Here is a 19,936-nt window from a genome sequence, read left to right as displayed (position 1 = left end):
GCCCGGGCTTGGACTTGAGGGCGGGCCCGGTCGTCGGGGGTGCGCCCGGGCTTGGGCTTGAGGGCGGGCTTGGTCGTTGGGGTGGGCTCGGGCTTGGGCCGGGCCTGGCCTGGTCGGTGGAGGCGGCTTGGGAATCGGAGTTCGGGCCTCTTGCTACCGCTTTCAGGTGGGTTGGGGAGCCTGTGATGGCGATGGGGCCGTCGGTGTCGGTGCGGAGGACTTTGGTGCCGGTTGTGGTGAGCAGGATTCGGGTCGCGCGGGACGGGTGGCCGTAAGGGTTGTCGCGGCCTACCGAGATCAGGGCCAGACGGGGGCGTAGCGCGCGCAGGAGGGCCGGGTCCTGGCGGGCGGAGCCGTGGTGGGGGACCTTGAGGACGTCGACGCGTTGCCCGGCGAGGCGGGGGCGCAAGGCGGTCTGGGCCTCGGTTTCCACGTCGCCGGTCAACAGGAGGCGGACGCCGCGGCGCTGTGCGAGCAGGACCACGCTCGCGTTGTTGGCCGCCGAGCCGCCGGTGTCGGTCGGGGGTGGGGCGAGAACCTGCCACGTCAGGTTGGCCACCGCCCGCCGCTCGCCGTCGCGCGCGATCGTCGGGGACAGCCCCGCAGCGGCCGCCCAGCGGCGGACCCGGGCCACCTCGCCCGCCGGCTCGGCGAGGGCGGTGCCCTGGATCTCACCGACCGCCCGGCCCCGGAGCGCTCCGGGCAGCCCTTCGACGTGGTCGGCGTGGAAGTGGGTGAGCACCACGAGCGGCAGTCGGTGGATACCCAGATCGCGCAGGCAGCGGTCCACCGCGAGGGGGTCGGGGCCCGCGTCGACCAGGACGCCCGCGCCGGCCCCGGCGTTGAGTACGATCGCGTCGCCTTGGCCCACCTGGCACATCACCAGGTGCCAGTCGGGTGGCGGCCAACCGGTGAGCGGCTGGACCAGAGTCGGCGGGCGGAGCAAAACCAGGACGGCGACGCCCGCGAGCAGCGCGGAGCCCAGGGCCCTCGGCCACGCGGGCACGGTCCTTCGGCGCGCGGGATGCGACCGGTCCCTGCGCAGCACGCGAAGCACCGGGATCGCGGCGGCCGTGATCGCCGCGAGCGCCACCCCGCCCAGCACACCGGGCGGCCAGGTGACGGCGGCGCCCGGGAGGCCCGCGCCGGTACGGGCCACCCCCGCGATCCACCCGACCGGCCAGGACGCGAGCCACGCCACCACGCGCGCGAGCGGTAGCCACACCGATGCGAGGACGAGAGTGACGAAGCCCAGCACCGTCGCGGGCGCCACCGCGAACTCGGCGAGCAGGTTGCACGGAACGGCGACCAGACTGACCCGCCCCGCGAAGGTGACCACGAGCGGCCCGCACACGGCTTGCGCGGCAAGCGGTACGGCGACCACGACCGCCGCCCACTTGGGCCACCCCCTGGCCCGGAGCCGGCGCGTCCAGTGCGGGGCGAGCAGCAGGAGCGCCCCGGTGGCCAGGACGGACAGCGCGAACCCGTACGACCGGGCCAGAGTCGGGTCGAGCAGCACGAGGCCCAGGACCGCCACGGCGAGCGCGGGCAGGCCGCGGCGGGTTCGGCCGGTATAGAGCGCTACCAGGGTGACCAGGCCCATCGCCGCCGCACGCAGCACGCTGGGTTCGGGTCGGGCGACGACCACGAAGGCGGCCACCGTGATCGCGCCCACGACGGGCAGGACTCGACCGTGTAGTCCGCCGCGGCGGAGCAGGAAGAGCACGAAGCCCAGCAGGATGGTGATGTTGGTGCCGCTCACAGCAGTCAAATGGGTCAATTCGGTCGTCTTGAAGTCGGCTTCGAGGTCGGCCGGGAGCCGGCTCGTATCCCCCACGACCAGGCCCGGCAGCAGTCCGCGCGCGGCCGGCGGTAGATCCGCGCACGCGTCCCGCAGGCGAGCGCGGAGTCGACCCGCGAAGCGTTGGTGGGCAACAGCCCCGGCGGTCTGCTCCGGGGCGCCGCGAACCAGGAGCAGGGCCGAGCCACCCTTGCCGGACACGAAGCGGCCGTGCACCCGGACCCGGGTGCTCGGGAGCAACCCGAGCCAGGATCCGGCCTCGGGCCCGGTCGCCAGCACCGCGACGGGTGTACGGACGCGCGTGTGGTCCACCTGCTCGATCCGGGCGGCGAACACCGTGGGAGGCGCGCCGAGTTCGCTGCCCCGCACGCGGGTGAGCCGACGCTCGGGGTCGCTCCGTACGCTCAGTTCGACCACAGCCTCACCGCCACGCCGCGCCGACTCGGCGATGGGCCCGGAACGGTCGGCCGCCGTACGCAGCCCCGCCACGGTCCCGCCGGCCGCGACACACATCAGCACGACCGCTGCCACGGCCCGGCGCCACGCCGTCAGCACCACGGCGGCAAGCACCGCGACCGAGGCCGAAACCACGCATGCCCACAACGGCACCAGCGGCGCACCCCACGCCGCCGCCCAGGCCCCGACCGCCCCGGGCACGAGCCGGGCGTCGGCCATGCCCGCCCACCTCCGCCGCCCGCTCACGCCCGGCCCCCGCGCCAACCGCTGCCCCACGCCCTTCGCGCGGCTGCAACCGTTCGACCCACGGCGGCCCCCTGACGACCCGTCACCCACACGGTCGGCAAGCCGAGATCGGCCTCCGCTTCGACCCCGACAGCCTCCCGATCGACACCCCTTGAGCAACGCTCGCCCACCGACAAGCGGAACAAGGATTCGGACCGGTTCCCCAGGCAACCGGCACGAAGGTTCCGCGGGCGCACCCGAGCGGCGGCCGAGCGTGGCCCGATCCCGGACCGACTCTCCAGGTCACCGCAGCAAGCACCGTCCGAGCAGACCTCATCCAGCGGCCCGTGCGCCCCGGCCCCGAACCGATGCCCCAGCCCCCCAGCATGAACACCGTCCGGTCGAACGTCACCAACCGACCCGCGCACGCCGGCTTCGGCCCGCCGCCCCAACCCACCGGAACGAACATTCTTCGCGCCGGCTCTGTCGACCGATGTGCCCGGCCCGGGGCCGCACCCATGCTCCCCATCACCGGGACCGGCGTTCTCGGCGCAGACTCCGCCGATCGATACACCGGGACCTGGACCCGGTCGCTTTCCCCGGCCGCCGGTCATACCCGGACCTTGGGTTTGATGTCGGCGAATTTGCGGTCGCCGATGCCGCGGATCTGGCGGAGTTGGTCGATGGAGGCGAATCTGCCGCCCAGTTGCATGCGCTTTTCGAGGATCTGTCGGGCCAGGACCGGGCCTACGCCGGGGAGTTGCTCCAGCTGCTCGGCCGTCGCGGTGTTGAGGTCGAGTGGGCCGGCCACCGGAGCGGAGGAGCCCGCCGGGACGGCTCCGGGGGCGGCGGCCGGGACACCCGGCACGCCCACCGGGACCTGTTCGCCGTCGGCCAAGGGGCGGGCCAGGTTGAGGGTCGCCAGGTCGGCGGCGGGCAGCGGGCCCCCGGCCGCCTGGAGGGCGTCGGCCACGCGGGACCCCGGTGGCAACACCACCACACCGGGGTGGACCACCTTGCCCGCGACATGGACGGTGATCGGGCCGACTGCCGAAGCCGCCGGGGTCGGCGCCGGCTGATCCGTCACCGGATGCCCTGTCGCCACGACCGCCGAGACACCCCCGGCCGCCGTCGCCGGTGCCTCCACGCTCTGCGGTCGGGCCCGCCACCACCCGACCACGGCAAGCGCCACGGCCACGAGCGCGAGCACCGCGACCGCCGCAACCGCCCGCCGGTCCACCCCGACCCGAAACCGCGCGGGCATCCGGTCGGCCACCGCCTCGACCACCCGCCTGCCCGGCGCCGGAGCCCGCGCCGGCCCCCGGGCGAACCCGGGCTCTTCCCCGGCCGTCGGGGCGAACGGCTCACCACGCGCTCCGAACATCGCCTCGACCCGCTCCGCGGCCGGCCGAGGCGCCGACGACGCGAAAGCCACCGCTCCCGCCGCCACCCCCACCGGCGGGGGCACTGCGGAGCCCACTCCGACACCGCGCGCCGACGAGAACGGTGAGCCCCAGCCCGACGACGAAGGCGAGAACGAGAGACGCCGAGGTGAGCAGACCGAGAACGGCGGGCCTGGTGGCAGTGGGGAAGGTGACGAAGCCGAGAGAGGTGAGAGAGGTGAGGAAGCCGAGAGGGGTGAGAGAGGTGAAGAAGGGGAGGGAAGCGAGAGAGATGAGGGAGGCGGGAACGGTGACGGCGGTCCGGACATGTCCCGAAACTAGGTCGCCGGGCACCGCTCACGATCGGCTCGCCGGCAGGGTGTGGACAACTACCCGCCTGTGGAAACGCGAACTACCTCACGTGGGTGACCGTGACCGGACCACATCGCCGCCCCTGCCGAAGGGCCTGCTCCAAGTGGGTGACCAAACCACCCACGCAAGCCCACATCCCCACGGCCGGCCGGACCCACCCGCCCACCCCTACCGAGGCGAAACCACCACAGCCAACAACCCCGGCCCCGCATGCGCCCCGATCACCGCGCCCACCTCGCTCACATACAGCTCACCCAGCCCCGGCAACCGCTCGCGCAGCCGTCCCGCCAACGCCTCCGCCCGTTCCGCGCTCGCCAGGTGGTGTACCGCGATGTCGACCGGCCCGGCACCCGCTCGTTCGACGGCCAGTTCCTCCAGCCGGCTGATCGCGCGGGCCGACGTCCGTACCTTCTCCAGCGGCGCGAGCAACCCGTCGCTCACGTGCAACAGCGGCTTGACCGCCAGCGCCGTGCCCATGAACGCCGCCGCCGCGCCGATCCGCCCGCCCCGTCGCAGATACTCCAGGGTGTCCACGTAGAACAGTCCCGCCGTCGCGTACGCGCGCTTCTCCGCCGCCACCGCCGCCTCCTCGACGGTCGCGCCGTCGGCCGCCGCCTCGGCCGCGGTCAGCACCGCGAAGCCCATCCCCATCCCGAGCGTGCGCGAGTCCACCACCCGCACCGGCACCTCGGCGTCGCGCGCGGCCAGGAGCGCGGCCTCGTATGTGCCGGACAGCTCACCGGAGATGTGGATCGAGACGATGCCCGTCGCGCCCTTCTCGGCGAGTTCGCGATACGTCTCGGCGAAGGTCTCCGGCGCCGGCCGCGACGTCGTCACGATCCGTCGTTGGCGCAGCGCGTCGACGAGTTGGGTCGGGGTGGCCTCGGTGCCGTCGTCCAGCGGACGGCCGCGCAACACGACCTTGAGCGGTACCACCACCAGGCGGTGCCGCTCGACGAGTTCCACGGGCAAGTAGGCCGTGGAGTCCGTGACCACGGCGATATCGGTCGGCATCGTCGGCATCGTCGGCATGAGCGGGCAACCACCCGAATGTGAGACGACAGGGGGCGGGGTGGGTGTCCCGACGGCCCCGACTCGGACCGATGCGAGACACCGCTGAAAAACACATCAAAAGTCAAAAATGGTGATCAAGACATACGAATCAACACGCGAAAAAAGTACGAATCAGGGTGCCCGAATCGCACGCCGGCAACCACTGTCCACTGTCACCTTGCCACGCCCTGACCCGCGGGTGGCGCGCGCCATGGTGTGCCAGACGCGTCCCTTCGTCGGGACCCGTCGACAGCGAGTCGACCACAGACCGACCACGGACCGACCACAGGCCCTCCGTCGCGACCGACGCGCACCCGACCGTATGCCGACGGCACGTCGTCCGCGAAACGCTCAGGTCAGCCGCTTCGAACCGGTCTGGTTCTCGTCGGCGTAGGCCCGCAACGCCGCGGCCTCCCGCTCGACCTCGACCCCGAGCCGATCCAACTCGTCCTCACCCAGGTGGCGTTCGCGATCCTGAACGGCCCACCGCAGGGATGCGGCGGCGTGCTCGATCCGATCGGCGCGGTCCTTGAGCGTGGGCAGTTCGCGGTCGACCCTGGCCTTGTCGGGCTCACGCTCGGCCAACCGCAAATCGGTGTCGAGAGCCTGCGCGAAACCGTCGAGCCGACGCAGCAGCGCGACCGCGTCCGACAGTTGGCCGTCGTGCGCGTAGCCCGCCTCCAGGACCCGACGGGTCTGGTCGAGCGAACGACGCACCGAACTTCGCATCCGCGCCGCCTCGCCCGCGCCACCCGTGAGGGTGTACGAACGAGCCTTCGACGCCGCGTCCTCGACCAGACCCCGCATCTGGGGCGCGTGCCGGTCGATGCGGCGGCGCACCGCGCGGCGCAGCATCGTGACGAGGCCGACCACGACGCCCACGAGCACGAGACACGCGAGCACCCCTGCGCCGAGGACCGCGCCGAAGGCTTCGGCGCCGTCGGCCGTCGAGAGGGTGGCCAAGGAACCGTCGGCGAACGTCACGGGGCGTCTCCTGCCTGGTGGGGGCCGGAAGGTATCCCCTCACACTAACGCCGTGCGGACCCTTCGATACGCACGCGGCGGAAATCACCGCGTTCCCGACCGATCGTCACCGACCGGAAACGGCCCCGACTCCGGCGCGTAACCGCCGCCTCGGCACCGCCGCCTCAAAACCGACCCACGAACGAACGCCCCACCGCCCACCGAGCGGCCGAGCCACCGAGCCACCGAGCCACCGAGCCACCGAGCCACGGTCCCACCAGGCCACCGGCCGACCGCACCCCCGAACCACCGCGCGATCGACCCATCACCCCATGGCCGCGACCCGAGGGGCCGGCCGCACGAAGCGACCGACCACCCGACCACCCGACAACCCGAGCCGAGCCGACCCGGCCCGACCCGACCGAGCCCCGCCGAACCGGACTCGGCCACCCACTCCGAGTCCGCCCCGGCTCACCCTCTAGGCCGGAACGACGTTCACCAGCCGCGGCGGCTTCACGATCACCATCCGCACCCCCGCGCCGTCCAGCGCCGCCACCACCGACGGGTCGCCCAGCGCCAGTTCGCGCAGCGCGTCCTCGCCGATCCCCGGCGGCACGTCCAGGCGGGCCTTGACCTTGCCCTTGACCTGCACGACGCACGTGACCGTCTCCTCGACCAGGTAGGTCGGGTCCGGCTCCGGGAACGGCTCGTACGTGATCGTGGCGCCGTGGCCCAGCCGCGACCACAGTTCCTCGGCGACGTGCGGCGCCAGCGGCGCGACCATCAGGACCAGCTTCTCCGCGATCTCCCGCGGCACGGCCGGCAGCTTGACCAGCGCGTTGTTCAGCTCGATGGCCTTGGCGATCGCGGTGTTGAAGCGCAGCGCGTCCATGTCCCGGCGCATGCCGTCGATCGCCTTGTGGGTGGCGCGCAGCGTGGCCTCGTCGGCCGGCTCGTCGACCACGACGATCTCGCCGGTCTTCTCGTCCACGATGTTGCGCCACAGCCGCTGCAGGAAGCGGTAGGAGCCGACCACGGCCCGGGTGTCCCACGGGCGGGAGATCTCCAGCGGGCCCATCGACATCTCGTACAGGCGCAGCGTGTCCGCGCCGTACTCCTCGGCCATCTGGTCGGGAGTCACCGAGTTCTTCAGCGACTTGCCCATCTTCCCGTACTCGCGCTTGACCTTCTGCTCGCCCAGGAAGAACTCCCCGTCGCGCTCGGCGACCTCGTCCGCCTGGACGTACATGCCACGCTCGTCGATGTAGGCGTACGCCTGGATGTAGCCCTGGTTGAACAGCTTGTGGAACGGTTCGAACGAGGACACGTGGCCCAGGTCGAACAGCACCTTGTGCCAAAAGCGCGAGTACAGCAGGTGCAGGACCGCGTGCTCGACGCCGCCCACGTACAGGTCCACGCCGCCGGTGTGGCCTTCGTGCTTCGGGCCCATCCAGTACTTCTCGACCTCGGGGTCGACCAGGGCTTCGGAGTTGGTCGGGTCCAGGTAGCGCAGCTCGTACCAGCACGAACCGGCCCAGTTGGGCATCGTGTTGGTCTCGCGGCGGTACGGGCGCGGCCCGTCGCCCAGGTCCAGGGTGACGGTGACCCAGTCCTCGTTGCGCGACAGCGGTGTCTCGGGCTTGGTGTCCGCGTCGTTCGGGTCGAACGTTCGCGGGCGGTAGTCGTCGACCTCGGGCAGTTCGATCGGCAGCATCGACTCGGGCAGCGCGTGCGCGACGCCGTCCTCGTCGAAGACGATCGGGAACGGCTCGCCCCAGTAGCGCTGGCGCGAGAACAGCCAGTCGCGCAGCTTGAAGTTGATCGTGGCTTCGCCGATGCCGCGCGCGACCAGCCATTCGGTGACGGCCTTCTTGGCGTCCACGACGCCCAGGCCGTCCAGCGTGATGCCCTCGCCGGCGCTGTTGACCAGCGCGGCGTCGTACGACACGAACGCGTCGGGCCACTCGCTCGTGTCGGCGATGTCGCGGTCGTCGGTGGGCTGTACGACGCAGCGGATCGGCAGTTCGAAGGCGCGCGCGAACTCGAAGTCGCGGTGGTCGTGCGCGGGCACCGCCATGATCGCGCCGGTGCCGTAGCCCATCAGGACGTAGTCGGCGATGAAGATGGGGACCTTTGCGCCGTCGACCGGGTTGGTCGCGTAGGCGCCGGTGAAGACGCCGGTCTTGTCCTTGCCCTCGCTCTGCCGCTCGATGTCGCTCTTGGAGCCGGCGAACCGGCGGTAGGCGGCGACCGCCTCGGCGGGGGTCGCGGCGCCGCCCGTCCACACGGACGGGATGCCCTCGGGCCACGCGTCGGCGGTGATCGCGTCGACCAGGGAGTGCTCGGGTGCCAGGACCATGTAGGTGGCGCCGAACAGGGTGTCGGGGCGCGTCGTGAAGACCTCGATCGGCTCCGCGTCCGTCGCGAAGGACACCTTCGCGCCCTCGGACCGGCCGATCCAGTTGCGCTGCATCAGCTTGATCGGCTCGGGCCAGTCCAGTTTGTCCAGGTCGCCCAGCAGACGGTCGGCGTAGGACGTGATCCGCATCATCCACTGGCGCAGGTCGGCCTTGAAGACGGGGAAGTTGCCGCGCTCGCTGCGGCCGTCGGCGGTGACCTCCTCGTTCGCCAGTACGGTGCCCAGTCCCGGGCACCAGTTGACGGGGGCCTGCGAGACGTACGCCAGGCGGTGGTCGTCCAGCACGGCGGAGCGCTCGGTGCCGGTCAGGTCCGCCCACGCGCGGCCGTCCGGGGTGGGCCGGGTGCCCTTCTCGAACTGCTCGACCAGTTCGGCGATCGGCCGGGCACGGCCCACGCCGCCGTCGGCGCCCGGCGCCTCGGGGTCGTACCACGAGTTGAAGATCTGCAGGAAGATCCACTGCGTCCAGCGGTAGTACGCCGGGTCGGTGGTCGCGATCGAGCGGCGTTGGTCGTGTCCCAGACCCAGGCGGCGCAGTTGGCGACGCATGTTGGCGATGTTCGCCTCGGTGGTGATCCGCGGGTGCGTGCCGGTCTGCACCGCGTACTGCTCGGCGGGCAGGCCGAACGCGTCGTAGCCCAGCGTGTGCAGCACGTTGTGGCCGGTCATCCGCTTGAAGCGGGCGTAGACGTCGGTCGCGATGAAGCCCAGCGGGTGACCGACGTGCAGGCCCGCGCCCGAGGGGTACGGGAACATGTCCATCACCATCATCTTGGGCCGTCCGGCGACCTTCTCCGGCTCGCCCAGCGGGCCGGCCGGGTTCGGCGCCTCGAACGTGCCCTCGGCCGCCCAGCGTTCCTGCCACCGCTTCTCGATGTCGCCGGCCAGGGCGGCGTTGTAGCGGTAGGGCTCGGTCGGGGCGTCGGCATTGCCGGCAGGGCCCTGCGTCATCTCGGTCATCGTCCTCAACCATCGAAGTGTGGGCAGTCTCGGCTGCCGGATACCGGTTTGCGGGCAGTCCCCGGGAAACAACCGGAGGTCCGACCCCGGGACCCGACCCGAGAGTCGCCCCGGGACAGGACCCGGAACTCAACCCGGGCAACGCCCCCGGAATCGCCCCCGAGAACAACCCGGGAAACGAAAAGACCCCTCGCACAGGAGGGGTCGCCGCGCCGAGTCGGGTGGGAGCGGTCCTCCACCCGGTCTGCTCAGCGCGGCCCGGTAAGCAGCAGTACGGCACGCATGCGCTCAGGTTACCGCAGGACGGTCACAGCCCGGGAGCACCCACCGTGAGCGACAGCACGAGCAGCATCTGGGCGAGGTGGTAGGCGACCGCGATCAGCACCGGCGCATAGGGCGTCGGCGCCCGGAATCTGTTCCAGCCGACCAGGGTGTCGGAGGCGTAGAACAGGAACGCGCCGGCGACCGCGGTCGGCCGGCCCGTCCCGGCGGCGGCGACCACCATCAGCGATACGACGCCGACGTAGAGGACGACCGTCCCGGTGTACAGGGGCGAGGTCGCGCGCACGCCGGTGACCACATGCGCCGCGTACGCGCCCGCCGCGAGCAGCACGACCACGATGCCCGCGGCGGCCCACAGCCACGACCAGCCCATGCGTTGGAAACCCACGACGTAGACGACGTGGGCGAACAGCGAGGCCACGACCGCGCCGGCGAACCAGCGCGGCGCGAGCACGTCGCGCACGAGCGAGAGCGCGAGCGCGACGCTGAACAGCGCGCGCCAGGCCCCGTCGACGTCGTCGAACGACCAGACGACGACCACGAGGGCGCAGATCACCGCAGGCCCGAGCAGCCGAGCGAGCGGGATTCGCTCCCGCGCGACGGCCACCCAGTCGGCGACCGCGAGCAGGCTCGCGAGCACCAGAACGAGTAAGGCGGTGAGGGTCACGTCCGGCGACATTACTTGCCGGAAACCGGACCATTCGCCCACTCGTTCGACCCGTCACGCAACCGTGACGGGAACGAACTCAATCGTGATCACGTGCCGACGCCTGCACCCGCCTTTGCCGCGACGCGCACCAGTCCCCGCAAAAGGGATGGATCATCCCGCATCTCCGGATGCCATTGCACCGCGACCAGGAACGGGAACGCGTGGTCCTCGACCGCCTCGATCGTCCCGTCGGGCGCGTGCGCGGTGGCCGTCAGGCCCCGACCGAGCCGGTCGATGCCCTGGTGGTGGTAGGTGACCACGTCCAGGTCGAGCCGCCCGTGCAGTCGCGCGACGTGCGTGTCGGGCCGCGCCCGGACGCCGTGCGTGGACCACGTCGCGGGCGCGCTCGCGTGCACGTCGCTGCCGACGACCTCGGGAAGGTGCTGGTGCAGCGTGCCGCCGCGGGCGACGTTGAGCAGTTGCAGCCCCCGGCAGATCCCGAGCACGGGCAACCGGCGTTCCAGCGCGCCGCGCAGCAACATCAGTTCGGACGCGTCGCGGAGCGGGTTCACGCCCCCGGTACGCGGGTGCGGCTCGGCGCCGTAGCCGGCCGGATCCACGTCTCCGCCGCCGGCGAGCACGAGCGCGTCGATCCGGTCGAGGTAGACGTCGGCGTGCGCGGCGTCGGCCGGCAGTACGACGGGCACGCCGCCGGCCGCCACGACCGCGTCGGTGTAGGTCGTGGGCAACACCGTCGCCGGCATCTCCCACACGCCCCAGCGGGCGAGCACGGTGTACGCGCTGACGCCGATCAGCGGCGCGCGGTGGGCGCCGATCACAGCGGCGTCACATACGCGCCGGAAAGCCCGCCGTCCACCAGGAACTCCGACGCGGTGACGAAGGAGGCGTCGTCGCTGCCCAGGAACGCGACGGCGGCGGCGATCTCCTCCGGCCGGGCGAACCGCCCGACCGGAATGTGTACCAGTCGGCGCGCGGCCCGCTCGGGATCCTCGGCGAACAACTTCTGCAGCAGCGGGGTGTCCACCGGCCCCGGGCACAGCGCGTTGACCCGGATCCCCTCGCGGGCGAACTGCACGCCCAACTCGCGCGACATCGCGAGCACGCCGCCCTTGGACGCGGTGTACGAGATCTGCGACGTGGCCGCGCCCATCCGCGCGACGAACGACGCGGTGTTGACGATCGAGCCCTTGCCCTGGCGTTGCATGTACGGGATCACGTACTTGCAGCACAGGTAGACGCTGGTCAGGTTGACGTCCTGGACGCGCTTCCAGGCGTCGAGCCCGGTGGTCAGGATCGAGTCGTCGTCCGGCGGCGAGATGCCGGCGTTGTTGAACGCGACGTCGATCCGGCCGTACGCGTCGAACGCGCTCTCGTACATCGCGCGGACGTCGTCCTCGCTGGTGACGTCGGCGCGAACGTATCGCCCGCCGACGGCCTCGGCCGCGGCCGTGCCCGACGTGTCGTCGATGTCGACGACCACGACGTTGGCGCCTTCGGCGGCAAGCCGTTTGGCGGTCGCGAGGCCGATGCCGGATCCGGCGCCGGTGATGACGGCGGTACGTCCCTCGAATCGCTGCATGTCGCCCTGTTTCCTCGGTTCTTGTCGGTCGGGTGGGTGATGTTCGTGAAGTCGGTCGGGTCGGTGACTACCGCGACCCGCGGGTTCCGTACCGGACCGCGGCTCGCGGTGCCGGTGCTCGGCCGCGGTCCGCGCTGTCAGTGCTCGTCGGTGGCGATGAACACGTTCTTCGTCTCGGTGAACGCGGCGAGCGCGTCCGGTCCGAGTTCGCGGCCCAGGCCCGACTGTTTGAAGCCGCCGAAGGGCGTCCAGTAGCGGACGGCCGAGTGCGAGTTGACCGACAGGTTGCCGGCCTCGACGCCGCGGGCCACCCGCAGCGCGCGGCCGAGATCGCGGGTCCAGATCGAGCCGGCCAGGCCGTACGCGGTGTCGTTGGCGATCCGGATCGCGTCGGCCTCGTCGTCGAACGGCACGACGGCGGCGACCGGACCGAAGATCTCGTCCGTGGCGACCCGGTCGCCGCTCGCGACCGGGGACAACACGGTCGGCGGGAACCAGAACCCCGGCCCCGACGGCACCTCGCCGCGAAACGCGACCGGTGCGTCGGCCGGGACGTAGCCGGCGACGCGCTCGCGCTGGCGGGCCGAGATCAGCGGGCCCAGGTCGGTGGCCGGATCGGTGGGATCGCCGGTGCGCAACGCCTCGACCTTGGCTCGGAGGCCGACCAGGAACTCGTCGAGCACGTCGCGTTGGACCAGGATCCGAGTCCGCGCACAGCAGTCCTGGCCGGTGTTGTCGCAAAACGCCATCGGGTCGGCGGCCGCGTCGAGATCGGCGTCGGCGAACACGATGTTGGCGCTCTTGCCACCGAGTTCGAGGGTGACCCGCTTGACCTGGCCGGCCGCGCGGGCCGCGATGTCCTTACCGACGGCGGTGGAGCCGGTGAATACGATCTTGCGCACGTCGGGGTGCTCGACCAGGGCCCGGCCGGCCTCGGTGCCGCGGCCGGGCAGTACCTGGAACACGCCGTCGGGCAGGCCGGCTTCGAGGCCGATCTCGGCCACCCGCAGCGCGGTCAGGGGGGTGTACTCGGCGGGCTTGGCGACGACGGTGTTGCCGGCCGCCAGGGCCGGCGCCAGACCCCACCCCAGGATCGGCAGCGGGAAGTTCCACGGGACGATCAGGCCGACCACGCCCAGCGGTTCGTGGAAGGTCAGGTCGATGCCGCCCGCGACCGGGATCTGCCGGCCGGTCAGCCGCTCGGGCGCGCCCGCGTAGTAGTGCAGCACGTCACGCAGGTTGCCCACCTCCCAGCGGGCGTTGCCGATCGGGTGGCCGGCCTCGGCGACCTCCAGGGCGGCCAACTCGTCCGCGGCCTCGCCGACCAGGTCGCCGAATCGGCGCAACAGGCGGGCCCGGTCACCGGGGGCGACCCGGCGCCAAGCGTCGTACGCGTGCCGGGCCTTGGCCACGGCGACGGCCACCGCGTCGGCGTCGGCCATCTCGATCCGGCCGACGACCTCCTCGGTCGCCGGGTTGATCACGTCGTACAGATCCTCGTACTCGTGTTCGCGCCGATCCTCGTGCGGGTCTTTCGTTTCGGACACGTATCCCTCACATCCGTTCGAAGCCACGGAACAATTCCCAGTCGGTCACGACCGCGTCGAACGCGGCGAGTTCGACCCGGGCGGCATTGGCGTAGTGCTCGACGACCTCGGCACCGAACACTTCGAGCGCGAGCGCGCTCTTCTCCCACAGCTCCAGCGCCTCGCGCAGGTTCGTGGGCACGTGCCGGCCCCCGGCCTCGTACGCGTTGCCCCGGCACGGGTCGGGCAGTTCGAGCCAGTGGTCCATGCCGTACAGGCCGGCGCCGATCATGCCCGCGACGGCCAGGTACGGGTTGACGTCGCCGCCGGGGACCCGGTTCTCCACCCGCAGGCCCGCGCCGTGCCCGACCAGGCGCAGCGCGCACGTGCGGTTGTCCACGCCCCACTCGACGGCGGTCGGCGCGAACGTGCCCGGCTGGTAGCGCTTGTACGAGTTGATGTTGGGCGCGTACAGGAGGGTGAACTCGCGCAGCGCGGCGAGTTGTCCGGCCACGAACTGGATCCCGAGCCGGGACAGGCCGTGGGCCCCGGTGCCGGCCATCAGCGGGTGCCCGTCCGTCTGCTGACGCAGCGACAGGTGGATGTGGCACGAGTTGCCCTCGCGCGCGTTGGGCTTGGCCATGAAGGTCAGGCTCATGCCCTCCTGCGCGGCGATCTCCTTGGCGCCGGTCTTGTAGACGCTGTGGTTGTCGCACGTGCGCACGGCCTCGTCGTAGCGAAACGCGATCTCGTGTTGGCCGAGGTTGCATTCGCCCTTGGCCGACTCGACGTACATCCCGGCGTCGGCCATCTCGTTGCGGATCCGGCGCAGGAGCGGCTCGACGCGGCCGGTGCCCAGGATCGAGTAGTCGACGTTGTAGAGGTTGGCGGGCGTGAGGTCGCGGTAGGAGCGCTGCCACGCGTCCTCGTAGGTGTCGCGATAGACGCAGAACTCCAGTTCGGTGCCGACCATCGCGGTCCAGCCGCGCTCGGCGAGCCGATCGGTCTGCGCCTTGAGGATCTGCCGCGGCGAGGCCGCGACGGGCCGATCGTCGCCCCACCTCAGGTCCGCGAGCACCAGCGCGGTGCCCGGATTCCACGGCACCAGGCGCAGCGTACGCAGGTCGGCGTGCAACACGAAGTCGCCGTAGCCGCGATCCCACGAGCTCATGTCGTAGCCGTCGACGGTGTTCAGGTCGACGTCCACGGCGAGCAGGTAGTCGCACGCCTCGGTGTGGTGCTCCAGCACCTCTTCCAGGAAGAACCGCGCCGACAGCCGCTTCCCGGCCAGTCGTCCCTGCATGTCGGTGAACGCCACCACGACGGTGTCCACCTCGCGCGCCTGCACCAGCTCCCGCAACCGCCCCAGCTCAAGCACGATCCATGCCTCCCGCGTCCGGTTCCGGCCATCCAAGCGCACCCAGGGCCCCGAACGGTGGATTTGGCCACTCGTTCGGCGGAACGACCCTCGTGCGGACGGTGTTTGCGTTACGAATCGGGCGGCGAGGGCGAGGATCTCGTCCGACGGATGCCAAGCACGACAAACGAGCGGAACCGCACTCCGGAGCCGCCGAAAGGAGCGGCGACCGTGCCCGATCGGACGTATCCCCCAGGGCCGGGCGGTTGGACCTCGGACGCCATGGACTCGCTGCCGCCCGACGCCCCGCGCCACGTCGAATTGATCGACGGAGACCTCGTCTTCGAGATGACGCCTCGGCGCAGTTTCCACAGCAGGGTTCGGGGTCGCCTGTGGCGTGCCCTCGACGAGCACGCGCCGCCGGGCGTCACCGTGGAGGCGGGAATGTCGGTCAAGCTCGGACCTCGCGACCGACCCGAGCCGGACATCGTGGCGGCCGGAACGGCCTTCGACGCCGATCGCACGTACCACCTCGCCGCCGATGTCCTGCTCGCGGTCGAGATCGTTTCCGAAGAGTCCGAGGAACGCGACCGCGAGACGAAGCCGCTCAAGTACGCGAAAGCCGGGATCCCCCATTTCCGGCGGATCGAAGAAGAAAACGGCATGCCGGTCGTGCACGTCTTCGAACTGGAACCGACCACCGGCACCTACGTCGCGACGGGAGTCGAGCGCGTGCGGCTCGAATCGCTCGTGCCGTTCGCGATCGACATCGAGTTGGCCTCTCTCGTGCGCTGAGCGCACCTCGACGCGGCCGGCTTTTGCGGCCCCAGGTGGCGATTTCGACGCGGTCGCGTGCCGCTCGGATCGCTATCGCTCGGCCGGCGTCCGTGTCCGCTTGGCGTCGCGAGCGCGCAGCCAGGCTCCGAAGCCGCCCGCCACCACGGCGCCGAGGTCCCACAGCAGGCACGCCGGGGCGAGGTGGTCGCTGTCGACGATCGGATCGAACCGGGCGGGGATCAGCGTCACGGCCGCGAGCAGGAGTACGGCGGTGGGCACGGCCCCCCACAGCGGCGCCGCCCACGTCACCACCACGAGCAGGGTGAACAACGACGCGGTCTCGGTGTACACCCAGGTCCCGGTCGCCGATCCGAGCACGTCCCCGCCCGCCGTCCCGGCGAGGCCCGCCATGAAGGACAGCAAGCCGGGCCCGATCGCGTCCGGCACGGCCCGCGCCGCGCGATCGGTCCACGCCATGGCGAGCGCGAGCACCCCGACCGCGGCGGCGAGGGCCGGGACGACGTACAGGTTCAGCCTGATGGTGAGCCCGACGCCACTGTGGTCCAACGACGCGAGGACGACGAAACAGATGCCCACGAGAGCCGGCGGGGCCCAGGGGCGGTCACGAATGGCCCGCGGATCGATACGCACGCCCCGCAGCCTAGGCAGTCGTCATCGAGCGGGGCCCAGAGCGCGAGGCCCACCGACACCCGGCTGCGATGCCGACGGCGAGCGCGGACCTACGCGTTCCCGCGCCGACACGGCCGGCGAACCGGTCGCGATCACCGAGCCGCGCCACCCCCCGCCACTGCGCCACTCACCCCGCCGAATCCTCCACGCCACCCGCCGACCGACCCGCCGCCCCCTCGCCCGACCGGACGCGCCCCGTGTACCGGATCCGCCGAGTCCGCCCCGCCCCCGCCAACGCCCCCAACGCCCGCCCGTCCGTCACCGACTTCGCGACCTTGAGCTGAAGCCAGTTCGACGCCGCGAGCAAGTCCCCGACCGCCCACGGCCCCGCCGACACGATCGACTTGAGCAGCGTCCATTCGCGCAACCGGCCGCTCGCGAACTCCCAGTGCCCGATCATCGGCGCCACCCGCGCACTCCACGCCGCGAACTCGGCCCCGGCCGCCAGCACCTCCGCCCGCCGGTCCAGGTGACGGATCACAACCGCCTCCGCCATCGACGGATCCGGATCGCCCACCACCCCGGCCAGCAGTTCGAACTCACCGGCGCCGTCGACCTCGGATCGCTCGAACGCGCCGATGTAGTACGCGTACCGGGCGTGCTCGTCGCCCTCGATCGCCTCTGCCACGTCGTCCTCCCGGGCCGCCACCGTCACGGGCACGTCGGGAAAATGCTTGGCCGACCGCCACTCGCATGGGCAGGATACGGACATGCGCAATCCCCGAAGGACCCGAAGGACTCATGGGGCGTAGGCCGCCCGCGCAGGTCCGCCGCGGCCGGCCCCGCGCACCTCGCCCCGACGATCGACCACACCCACGCGTGGTGCCCGGCGTCTCCGCGCCCACACAGCGATACATCGCCGACTTCGAACGCGAGCACAGCCGCCCCGGCGCGGTCGCGGACGCCCTCGCCTACTGGTCGAAGATCGTACACGGCTCCCGCAGCCACGAACCGGTACACAATCCGCTCGCACCCGACCTCACCGGCTGTCCGTGCTGCGACCAAGGCGACGAAGGCCGCACCCTCCTGGAGGCCGCCCTGCGCCGACTCCCCCACCGAGCCGCCCGCGAACTACGCACGGCGCTCACCCCGTTGGACACCGTCTACCTGGCTCGCGTCCGCCCCGAGCCGGGCCTCAACCATCGACTCGACTGGTGGAACCACATCCACTGATCCAGCCGTCCGGTGCGTCGGTTGCGTCCGTATCCAGCGGCTGCAACGCTCGACCGCCCGAAACCGTTCAACCGGTTTCGCCGATTCGGTGACCTGGCAGCCGGTCCTCCATGCCGAGGTACATCGCGGCAACTCGAAACGCCCGCCGCCGACCGGTGGTTGTCGGGCGGCGGCGGGTGCCGCGTCCGTCAGCCGGCCGTTTTCCTCGTGCTCAGGGCTGTGATGAACCAGGTGAAGGTCGGTTGCATGCTCGGCCAGGCGGGCCGGCCGTTGATGGTGGCGAGCACCCAGGCGTCGACTTGTTCGGGCGTCGGGTCGATCGGCAGATCGGGCATCGTCGAGCGCATCTTGGACACGAAACCGGGGTCGACGTCCAGGTCGGCGAACGTGGAGTCGATGAAGTCGGTGATGATCCGACGCCGTTCCTCCACGGACAGTTTCGCGAGCTTGTGCATCAGGTCCATCTCCTCGGGACTCGATGCCCGCCTGGTCACCGCGCGCAGCACGGTTCGACGCAATCGCAGCGTGCGGATCTGCGCGTCCACGGCTCGGGCGTGCGCCGCCGCGACCTCCGGCACGGTGATCTCGCGCGCCGACACCCGCTGGATGGTGGCGAGGTCGATCCCGAGGTCGCGCAGCGTGCGCACGAGTTCGAGGCGGGCGAGCGCGTCGATGTCGTACAGCCGGTAGCCGGCCGAGCTTCGTTGGGTGGGCGGCACGACCCCGGCATCCGAGTAGAACCGGATGGTCTCGACCGACAGGCCGGTACGCCGGGCCGGATCGCCGATCGAGAACAGGGTGGTCGTGTCGTCCATGTCCCTCACCTTGTGGTCTCCACCGGCGGGAGACTCAAGTGGGCATCCCGCCGGGGACGGCAGTCGACCATGATCGCGCTGCGGACGGGCTCGCGGCCGGCGCGGAGCGCGCTGCTCGCGGCCTCGGATGGCCCCCGCACGAGGGTGTGTGTAAGTGGTTGGCGGGTCGTGGCGGGGAGCGTGTAAAGTACTCGTGGTCGAGCGGGGAAACTTCACTCGGTGCAAGAGATGGCGGGGCTGTAGCTCAGTTGGTAGAGCGCTTGCATGGCATGCAAGAGGTCCGGAGTTCAATTCTCCGTAGCTCCACAGATGGGACCGCCTTCCGGATTCGTTCGGGAGGCGGTCCTTTTTCGTTGCTCCCTCGGCGGGCCAAAACGTATGAAATCCCCGTTCCGGGCACTCTCCTCCCCTGACTACGACGAAGGCGAGGGTGCGTGCGATGACGGAGTGGCGGTTCTGGGAGCGGGCCATGGACCGGGCGGTCGTACCCGGCTACAGCCGGATCGGCTATCACCTTCGGCGGCGGGTCGACTTCCCGCCCGACCCCGAACCCGGCGCGCTCAAGGGGCGCACCGTCGTGGTGACCGGGGCGTCGTCCGGTCTCGGCGAGGCCGCGGTCGTCGGGTTGGCGCGGCTCGGGGCCTCGGTGGTGATGGTCGCGCGCGACGGGGAGCGCGGCGAACAGGCCCGGCGGCGGATCGAGGCCGACGTGCCGGGGGCCGAGCCGAGCGTGTACCCGTGCGACATGGGCAGCCTGCCCGACGTCGCGCGGTTCGCCAAGGCCCTGCGGGCCGAGCACGGCCCGCTGTACGCGCTCCTGCACAACGCCGGCGGGATGCCCGCGGAGCGGACCGAGACCGCCGAGGGCCACGAATACTCGCTCGCGGTGCACGTGCTCGGCCCGCACCTGCTCAGCCGGCTCGTGGCCGCCGACCCCGCGTCGTGTTCGCGAGTGGTGTGGATGAGCTCCGGCGCGATGTACGCGCAGCGACTTCCGGTGGACGACATCGAGTACACGCGCGGCCCCTACCAGCCCACCGTCGCGTACGCGCGAACCAAGCGCATGCAGGTCGTACTGGCCGAACTGTGGGCCGAACACCTCGGCGACGGCGGCCCGGTCGTGCACGCCACCCACCCCGGCTGGACCGACACCCCGGGCCTGCGCTCGTCGATGCCGACCTTCCGGCGGATCACCGCGCCGCTCCTACGCACCCCGCAGGAGGGCGCCGATACGGCGGTCTGGCTGTGCGCAGCCGACGAGCCCGGCCTGAGCACCGGCCGGTTCTGGCAGGACCGCCGCCCCCGGCCGACCCACTATCGGGCCTCGACGCGCGAGAGTCGCCCGGACCGCGCGTGGTTCTGGCGCCGGTGCCAGGAACTGACCCACCCGTGGGCGGGCGAGTGCCACAGCCACAAGGGTGGGCACTAGCCTTCCC

General features: G+C 71.6%; 16 protein-coding genes and 1 tRNA gene. 4 read left to right on the top strand and 13 right to left on the bottom strand.

The window, feature by feature from the left end:
* From GT354_RS01445 to GT354_RS01400, 10 genes are all read right to left on the bottom strand, one after another.
* The coding region (locus GT354_RS01445; protein ID WP_237534264.1) for a ComEC/Rec2 family competence protein at positions 1-2,476 on the bottom strand (2,476 nt) is incomplete at its 3' end.
* Positions 2,477-3,092: 616 nt separating this feature from the next.
* Positions 3,093-3,866, bottom strand: coding sequence for a ComEA family DNA-binding protein (locus GT354_RS01440; protein ID WP_161354297.1), 774 nt, complete (start codon positions 3,864-3,866; stop codon positions 3,093-3,095).
* Between the two features lie 538 nt (positions 3,867-4,404).
* Positions 4,405-5,250, bottom strand: coding sequence for a DegV family protein (locus tag GT354_RS01435; protein ID WP_161354296.1), 846 nt, complete (start codon positions 5,248-5,250; stop codon positions 4,405-4,407).
* Between the two features lie 390 nt (positions 5,251-5,640).
* Positions 5,641-6,273: a hypothetical protein gene (locus GT354_RS01430; protein ID WP_161354295.1), complete on the bottom strand. Its 633-nt coding sequence runs from the start codon at positions 6,271-6,273 to the stop codon at positions 5,641-5,643.
* Positions 6,274-6,730: 457 nt separating this feature from the next.
* Complete coding sequence (gene leuS, locus GT354_RS01425; protein WP_161354294.1) at positions 6,731-9,631, bottom strand: leucine--tRNA ligase; 2,901 nt, start codon at positions 9,629-9,631, stop codon at positions 6,731-6,733.
* Positions 9,632-9,938: 307 nt separating this feature from the next.
* Positions 9,939-10,580 carry a lysoplasmalogenase gene (locus tag GT354_RS01420; RefSeq protein ID WP_161354293.1) on the bottom strand — a complete coding sequence of 214 codons (642 nt, stop codon included), beginning with the start codon at positions 10,578-10,580 and terminating at the stop codon, positions 9,939-9,941.
* Between the two features lie 89 nt (positions 10,581-10,669).
* A complete protein-coding gene (locus tag GT354_RS01415; RefSeq protein WP_161354292.1) occupies positions 10,670-11,401 on the bottom strand; it encodes a gamma-glutamyl-gamma-aminobutyrate hydrolase family protein in 732 nt (243 codons plus the stop codon).
* The gene (locus tag GT354_RS01410; protein WP_161354291.1) at positions 11,398-12,162 is read right to left on the bottom strand and encodes a 3-oxoacyl-ACP reductase; all 765 of its coding nucleotides are present in this window, start codon (positions 12,160-12,162) and stop codon (positions 11,398-11,400) included. Before GT354_RS01410 ends, GT354_RS01415 begins: the two co-directional genes overlap by 4 nt.
* Before the next feature lie 137 nt (positions 12,163-12,299).
* Positions 12,300-13,655 (bottom strand): aldehyde dehydrogenase family protein, encoded by a 1,356-nt coding sequence (locus GT354_RS01405; protein WP_161354302.1) that lies wholly within the window; start codon positions 13,653-13,655, stop codon positions 12,300-12,302.
* A gap of 61 nt (positions 13,656-13,716) precedes the next feature.
* Complete coding sequence (locus GT354_RS01400; protein WP_346011788.1) at positions 13,717-15,069, bottom strand: glutamine synthetase family protein; 1,353 nt, start codon at positions 15,067-15,069, stop codon at positions 13,717-13,719.
* Between the two features lie 207 nt (positions 15,070-15,276).
* Between GT354_RS01400 and GT354_RS01395 the strand changes: the two genes are divergently transcribed.
* Positions 15,277-15,840: a Uma2 family endonuclease gene (locus GT354_RS01395; protein WP_346011787.1), complete on the top strand. Its 564-nt coding sequence runs from the start codon at positions 15,277-15,279 to the stop codon at positions 15,838-15,840.
* A 72-nt stretch (positions 15,841-15,912) separates the two neighbouring features.
* Here the strand turns inward: GT354_RS01395 and GT354_RS01390 are convergent, their stop codons facing one another.
* On the bottom strand, positions 15,913-16,473 hold the full coding sequence (locus tag GT354_RS01390; RefSeq protein ID WP_161354289.1) for a hypothetical protein: 561 nt from the start codon (positions 16,471-16,473) through the stop codon (positions 15,913-15,915).
* 166 nt (positions 16,474-16,639) lie between these two features.
* Positions 16,640-17,224, bottom strand: coding sequence for a hypothetical protein (locus GT354_RS01385; RefSeq protein ID WP_161354288.1), 585 nt, complete (start codon positions 17,222-17,224; stop codon positions 16,640-16,642).
* Positions 17,225-17,331: 107 nt separating this feature from the next.
* Between GT354_RS01385 and GT354_RS01380 the strand changes: the two genes are divergently transcribed.
* Complete coding sequence (locus GT354_RS01380; protein ID WP_161354287.1) at positions 17,332-17,685, top strand: hypothetical protein; 354 nt, start codon at positions 17,332-17,334, stop codon at positions 17,683-17,685.
* Positions 17,686-17,873: 188 nt separating this feature from the next.
* On the opposite strand, the gene GT354_RS01375 is transcribed toward GT354_RS01380, so the two are convergent.
* Positions 17,874-18,500 carry a MerR family transcriptional regulator gene (locus tag GT354_RS01375; protein ID WP_161354286.1) on the bottom strand — a complete coding sequence of 209 codons (627 nt, stop codon included), beginning with the start codon at positions 18,498-18,500 and terminating at the stop codon, positions 17,874-17,876.
* Positions 18,501-18,733: 233 nt separating this feature from the next.
* On the opposite strand from GT354_RS01375, the gene GT354_RS01370 reads away from it, so the two are divergent.
* Positions 18,734-18,806, top strand: a tRNA-Ala gene (locus GT354_RS01370).
* 133 nt (positions 18,807-18,939) lie between these two features.
* Positions 18,940-19,929 carry an SDR family NAD(P)-dependent oxidoreductase gene (locus GT354_RS01365; RefSeq protein WP_161354285.1) on the top strand — a complete coding sequence of 330 codons (990 nt, stop codon included), beginning with the start codon at positions 18,940-18,942 and terminating at the stop codon, positions 19,927-19,929.
* The last annotated feature ends 7 nt before the right edge of the window (positions 19,930-19,936 follow it).

The sequence above is a fragment of the Streptomyces sp. SID3343 genome (genome assembly GCF_009865215.1).
GTDB lineage: Bacteria > Actinomycetota > Actinomycetes > Streptomycetales > Streptomycetaceae > Embleya.
This window is presented reverse-complemented; position numbering and strand designations above follow the sequence as displayed.